Origin of the sequence: Kluyvera sp., assembly GCF_047971185.1 — a bacterium.
GTDB lineage: Bacteria > Pseudomonadota > Gammaproteobacteria > Enterobacterales > Enterobacteriaceae > Kluyvera.
On record NZ_JBKDZH010000100.1, the window covers coordinates 1 to 6,414 of the forward strand.

Below are 6,414 nucleotides of genomic sequence, written 5' to 3' on the forward strand. Positions count from 1 at the left end.
GTGTAGTGTTCAGCAGTGAACAGCGGGCGATGCAGACCAGGCGAGGAAACTTCCAGGTTATAGGCGACGGTAATAGGATCTTCAACATCAAGAACCGCACTCACCTGGAGGCTAACATCAGCACAATCATCAACATTGATGCCATCTTCACTATCAATATAGATGCGCAGTGTGGATGTGCGACCGCGAATAAATTCGATGCCGACCAGTTCATAGCCTAAGGCTTCAACCGGCGCTGTAATCATCTCTGTTAATTTTTGCTCTAATGTGGACAAACCCACCCCCAAGACATAAAAAAAGGGCCTAAAGCCCAGTTATTCTGTAGTCAGATAACAAAAAACCCCGATAAATCGGGGCTTTAGATAACTGAACCCTATAGCCGCAACTGCGGCCTGGAGAACCTTCCGAAAGAATTTTTTTTCAAATCCAGCTACGAAGGCCTAAGTCTTCACAGTATATTTGAAAATGAACTCTAAGGGAAAGTGGTTGCGGGGGCCGGATTTGAACCGACGACCTTCGGGTTATGAGCCCGACGAGCTACCAGGCTGCTCCACCCCGCGCCTGAAACGTGGCAAATTTTACGCGTTTTGAGTAAAAAATGCAAATAATGCTGGGATTTGGTACCGAGGACGGGACGTAAAATCGACCTGTAGTATAGTGATGTGGCTCACAGCTTGTCAACCTCACATTCTATGCAGAAGAAATGCGCTGCACATCGCGGTATGGTAATTCTGATAACCTTCGCTGCCGACGCGGATTTTTTGAATAAAAATGCATGAATCCCTTCCGGTCTATGACAAAACATGATTAAATGAAAACTCATTTATTTTGCATAAAAATTCACTGACAGCGAAGCGTAATTTTCCTTCAGTCAATCACGCAGGGTTTTACTTTATGACGACGATTCTCAAGCATCTTCCGGCAGGTCAACGTATTGGTATCGCCTTCTCTGGCGGCCTCGACACCAGCGCAGCGCTGCTGTGGATGCGACAAAAAGGCGCGGTCCCTTATGCATATACTGCAAACCTGGGCCAGCCAGACGAAGATGATTATGATGCGATCCCTCGTCGTGCTATGGAATATGGCGCAGAGAACGCTCGTCTGATCGACTGCCGTAAGCAGCTGGTTGCTGAAGGCATCGCGGCGATTCAGTGCGGCGCGTTCCACAACACCACCGGCGGCCTGACCTATTTCAACACCACCCCACTGGGCCGTGCCGTCACCGGTACCATGCTGGTTGCCGCCATGAAAGAAGATGGCGTGAACATCTGGGGCGACGGCAGCACCTATAAAGGCAACGATATTGAACGTTTCTATCGTTACGGCCTGCTGACCAACGCCGAGCTGCAGATTTACAAACCGTGGCTCGATACCGACTTTATCGACGAGCTGGGCGGCCGTCACGAGATGTCCGAATTTATGATCGCCTGCGGCTTCGACTACAAAATGTCGGTCGAAAAAGCCTACTCTACCGACTCCAACATGCTCGGTGCGACGCACGAAGCGAAAGACCTCGAATTCCTGAACTCCAGCGTTAAGATCGTCAACCCGATTATGGGCGTAAAGTTCTGGGACGAAAGCGTGAAGATCCCGGCGGAAGAAGTGACCGTCCGCTTCGAGCAGGGTCACCCGGTTGCCCTGAACGGTAAAACCTTCAGCGATGACGTAGAACTGATGCAGGAAGCGAACCGCATCGGCGGCCGTCACGGCCTGGGCATGAGCGACCAGATCGAGAACCGTATCATTGAAGCGAAAAGCCGCGGCATCTACGAAGCCCCGGGGATGGCACTGCTGCACATCGCCTACGAGCGTCTGCTGACCGGTATTCATAACGAAGACACCATTGAGCAGTATCACGCTCATGGTCGTCAGCTGGGCAAACTGCTATATCAGGGCCGCTGGTTCGACTCGCAGGCGCTGATGCTGCGTGATGGCCTGCAGCGCTGGGTCGCCAGCCAGATTACCGGTGAAGTGACGCTGGAACTGCGTCGCGGTAACGACTACTCGATCCTGAACACCGTGTCTGACAACCTGACCTATAAGGCAGAGCGTCTGACGATGGAAAAAGGCGAATCCGTGTTCTCACCGGACGATCGTATTGGCCAGCTGACCATGCGTAATCTGGACATCACCGATACCCGCGAGAAGCTGTTCGGCTACGCGAAAGCCGGTTTGCTGACCGCCTCTTCCTCGACCGGCCTGCCGCAGGTTGAGAATCTGGAAAACAAAGGCAAATAAGCCTGCCTCGTTGATGCAAAAGGCCGCGTAAGCGGCCTTTTTTGTCTCTTGCGTTTACGGCCATTAGCGGCGCCGCCATTCACCCGGCTGATTTCAGCGACCCGCAGGTGATTGAGATCATCAGCGCCGTCAGCGCAATTCTGTTCACCGACATGATGAACCGGGTAAATGATACGGTCGTTGATTTCCCTAAAGCGGATCAGCTCCGTTTTCTACAGACGAAAAAAAAGACGCTTTTCAGCGTCTTTCTTTCGGAATATTGGTACCGAGGATGGGACTCGAACCCACAAGCCCGTTAGGGCACTACCACCTCAAGGTAGCGTGTCTACCAATTCCACCACCTCGGTACAGAATACTTAGTGCGGGATATCGCTGGTCGGCTGAGCCGGAGCCGCTGGCTGAGTGGTTTGCTCAGTCTTCGGTGCAGTCAGGTTATCCCACTCGCTTCCTTTATTGGTCTTGTTGCTGTTGATGTTACCCAGAACCAGACTGATGATGAAGAACAGTGTCGCGAACACGGCGGTCATACGGGTCATGAAGTTACCAGAACCGTTAGAACCAAACAGTGTAGCGGAAGCGCCTGCTCCAAAGGAGGCTCCCATATCAGCGCCTTTACCTTGCTGCAGCATAACGAGGACCACAAGGCCAATCGCTACAATAAGGAAAACAACTAAAAGAGCTTCGTACATAATCAACCTGTTCCTTGCGGGGACACCGCGTACCAAGTGCTTCGACCAATTAAGCGGGACAGTTAAGTTTCCCACTGAAGCGGGTGTGAATACTAACCAAAGCGAATGACCTTCGCAAGGGCAATTTCCACACATTGTATCAACTGCGGAAAAAAACAGCAAAACAACGCAAAACCGACAATAAAAAGGCGGCAAGCGCCGCCTTTTTAGTCACTTAGGACACCGGTTATGCCGCTTTTACCGCATCAGCAATGCGATGAGCCAGCTCGGTAACCTGGGCTTCGTCTTCGCCTTCCACCATCACGCGAATCAGCGGTTCGGTACCGGACTTACGCAGCAGCACGCGGCCACGGTTGCCCATTGCCGCTTCGGCTTCGAGGGCCGCGCTCTTCACCGCATCGCTTTCCAGCGGGTTGGATTTACCGTCGGTATAGCGCACGTTGACCAGCACCTGCGGGAACAACTTCATACCGCTGCACAGGTCGTGCAGGCTCATGTGGTTACGCACCATGGCGGCAACCACCTGCAGGCCCGCCACAATTCCGTCACCGGTGGTGGTTTTGTCGAGCAGGATCACGTGACCGGAGTTTTCCGCGCCAATACGCCAGCCTTTTTCCTGCATTTTTTCCAGCACGTAGCGGTCACCCACTTTCGCGCGGGTAAACGGAATGCCCAGCTGCTTGAGCGCTACTTCCAGGCCCATGTTGCTCATCAGCGTGCCGACCGCACCGCCGCGCAGCTGGCCCTGACGCAGGGCTTCGCGGGCGATGATATACATGATCTGGTCGCCGTCGACCTTATTGCCTTCGTGGTCAACCATGATGACGCGGTCGCCGTCGCCGTCCAGCGCGATACCAACGTCGGCTTTCTCCGCCAACACGCGCGCCTGCAGCGCGCGGACATCCGTGGCGCCCACTTCTTCGTTAATGTTCACGCCGTTCGGCTCGCAGCCGATGGCGATCACGGTCGCCCCCAGCTCACGCAGCACGTTTGGCGCGATGTGGTAGGTGGCGCCGTTCGCGCAGTCCACCACCACTTTCAGGCCGTTAAGGCTCAGTTCGTTCGGGAAGGTACCTTTGCAGAACTCAATGTAGCGACCCGCGGCGTCGACGATGCGGCTGGCTTTACCCAGCTCGGCGGAGTCCACGCAGGTGATCTCTTTTTCCATTTCCGCTTCAATGGCTTCTTCTACTTCATCCGGCAGTTTGGTGCCGTCGATGGAGAAGAACTTGATGCCGTTATCGTAGAACGGGTTGTGCGAGGCGGAGATAACGATACCGGCTTCAGCACGGAAGGTGCGGGTCAGATAGGCCACCGCCGGCGTCGGCATCGGGCCGGTGAAAGAGGCAGACAGCCCCGCTGCCGCCAGGCCCGCTTCCAACGCCGATTCCAGCATATAGCCGGAGATGCGGGTATCTTTACCGATGATGATTTTGCGCGAACCGTGGCTTGCCAGCACCTTACCTGCCGCCCATCCCAGCTTCAGGACAAAATCAGGGGTAATCGGCGCATCGCCCACGCGACCACGGATCCCATCGGTACCAAAATATTTGCGATTACTCATAACGTTTATTTCCCTTCGCAGACAGGGTGGCCTCAACCACACGCATCGCTTCAACAGTTTCTTTGACGTCGTGGACGCGAACAATATGCGCGCCCTGCATGGCAGCAATCACCGCGCACGCCAGACTGCCGCTAAGGCGCTCCGACGGCCCCACGTTTAGCAGCTGACCAATCATCGATTTGCGCGACATACCGACGAACAGCGGCAGGCCGAAATGATGGAATTCTGACAAACGCGCCAGTAATGCATAGTTATGGGAGAGATTTTTACCGAAACCGAACCCCGGGTCGAGCAACAATTTATCTTTTGAGATTCCCGCCCGCTCACAGCGTGCGATCTGTTCCACAAAATAACGATTCACTTCCGCAAACACATCGTCGTATTTCGGCGCGTCCTGCATCGTTTTCGGGTTGCCCTGCATGTGCATCAGCGAAACGGGAAGCCCGGTTTCGGCCGCCGCTTCCAGCGCGCCCGGTTCGCTGAGCGAACGGATGTCGTTGATGATATGCGCCCCCGCCCGGGCAGACTCGCGGATCACTTCCGGCTTGGAGGTATCGACAGAAATCCACACTTCAAAGCGCTGGGCGATCGCTTCCACCACCGGGATCACGCGCTCAAGCTCTTCTTCCACGCTGACGTCCAGCGCCCCAGGCCGGGTGGACTCGCCTCCCACGTCGACGATGGTCGCCCCCACGTTAATCATCAAATTCGCGTGTTTCACCGCCTCAACCAGCGTGTTGTGCGTGCCGCCGTCGGAGAAAGAGTCCGGCGTGACGTTGAGGATCCCCATCACGTGTGGATGGGAGAGATCCAGAATGGAGCCCTGGGCGGTGAGTTTCATAGCGAATCCTTTTATTTTCTATTTCTTAAATATAAAAAACCCCGGGGCAAGCCCCAGGGTTTCAGGTGATGCTCAGTCTTCCACGAGGGAGAACTTATTTGTCGCCCAGCTGCTCTGACATCGTGCCAGAGTCCGGCGCGCGCGGTTCATCAACCGGACGCGGTGCACTCGGCTTGCCGGTGCTGCCAGAATTGTTGCTGTTGGACGAACCCGGTTCTTCCCAACCCGCTGGCGGACGTACGTCGCGGCGAGCCATCAGGTCGTCAATCTGCGGCGCATCGATGGTCTCATACTTCATGAGCGCATCTTTCATCGCGTGCAGAATGTCCATGTTGTCGTTCAGGAGCTGACGCGCACGACCGTAGTTACGTTCGATCAGCGCCTTCACTTCCTGGTCGATGATACGCGCGGTTTCATCGGACATGTGCTTCGCTTTAGCCACGCTGCGGCCCAGGAATACTTCGCCCTCTTCTTCCGCGTACAGCAGCGGACCGAGTTTGTCGGAGAAGCCCCACTGGGTCACCATGTTACGCGCCAGGTTGGTCGCGACTTTAATGTCGTTCGACGCGCCGGTGGAAACATGCTCAACGCCGTAGATGATCTCTTCCGCCAGACGACCGCCGTACAGGGTTGAGATCTGGCTTTCCAGCTTCTGACGGCTGGCGCTGATCGCGTCGCCTTCAGGCAGGAAGAAGGTCACACCCAGCGCACGACCGCGCGGAATAATCGTTACTTTATGCACCGGATCGTGTTCCGGCACCAGGCGACCAATAATCGCGTGGCCCGCTTCGTGATACGCGGTAGATTCTTTCTGCGCTTCCGTCATCACCATGGAGCGACGTTCCGCACCCATCATGATTTTGTCTTTCGCTTTCTCGAACTCAACCATCGATACCACGCGATTGTTGCCGCGAGCAGCAAACAGCGCCGCTTCGTTCACCAGGTTCGCGAGGTCCGCACCGGAGAAGCCAGGGGTACCACGGGCATTGATTGCCGCATCGATATCCGGAGACAGCGGTACGCGACGCATGTGTACTTTCAGGATCTGTTCACGACCGCGAACGTCCGGCAGACCTACCACA

5 protein-coding genes, 2 tRNA genes and 2 pseudogenes are annotated in these 6,414 nt (G+C 55.3%); 2 read left to right on the plus strand and 7 right to left on the minus strand.

Going from position 1 to position 6,414, the window contains the following annotated elements; all coding sequences use genetic code 11:
* Together rimP and ACK5JN_RS20705 are read right to left on the minus strand one after the other, a co-directional pair.
* Positions 1–275: ribosome maturation factor RimP (gene rimP, locus ACK5JN_RS20700; protein ID WP_416871878.1), on the minus strand; the 275-nt coding region annotated here is incomplete at its 3' end.
* A gap of 208 nt (positions 276–483) precedes the next feature.
* Positions 484–560: transfer RNA gene (locus tag ACK5JN_RS20705), tRNA-Met, on the minus strand.
* Between the two features lie 334 nt (positions 561–894).
* Between ACK5JN_RS20705 and argG the strand changes: the two genes are divergently transcribed.
* Positions 895–2,238, plus strand: coding sequence for an argininosuccinate synthase (argG, locus tag ACK5JN_RS20710; RefSeq protein ID WP_416871879.1), 1,344 nt, complete (start codon positions 895–897; stop codon positions 2,236–2,238).
* Between the two features lie 71 nt (positions 2,239–2,309).
* Positions 2,310–2,438 (plus strand): annotated as a pseudogene (locus ACK5JN_RS20715) (carboxymuconolactone decarboxylase family protein); the annotation flags it as partial.
* Between the two features lie 60 nt (positions 2,439–2,498).
* On the opposite strand, the gene ACK5JN_RS20720 reads toward ACK5JN_RS20715, so the two are convergent.
* From ACK5JN_RS20720 to ACK5JN_RS20740, 5 genes and pseudogenes are all read right to left on the minus strand, one after another.
* A tRNA-Leu gene (locus ACK5JN_RS20720) sits at positions 2,499–2,585 on the minus strand.
* A 9-nt stretch (positions 2,586–2,594) separates the two neighbouring features.
* Complete coding sequence (gene secG / locus ACK5JN_RS20725; RefSeq protein ID WP_064541957.1) at positions 2,595–2,927, minus strand: preprotein translocase subunit SecG; 333 nt, start codon at positions 2,925–2,927, stop codon at positions 2,595–2,597.
* 226 nt (positions 2,928–3,153) lie between these two features.
* On the minus strand, positions 3,154–4,491 hold the full coding sequence (gene glmM, locus ACK5JN_RS20730) for a phosphoglucosamine mutase (RefSeq protein ID WP_416871880.1): 1,338 nt from the start codon (positions 4,489–4,491) through the stop codon (positions 3,154–3,156).
* Entirely contained in the window at positions 4,484–5,332 is an 849-nt protein-coding gene (gene folP, locus ACK5JN_RS20735; protein ID WP_416871881.1) for a dihydropteroate synthase, read from the minus strand. The genes glmM and folP overlap by 8 nt, the downstream gene beginning before the upstream one ends.
* A gap of 94 nt (positions 5,333–5,426) precedes the next feature.
* Positions 5,427–6,414: pseudogene (locus ACK5JN_RS20740) on the minus strand (ATP-dependent metalloprotease); the annotation flags it as partial.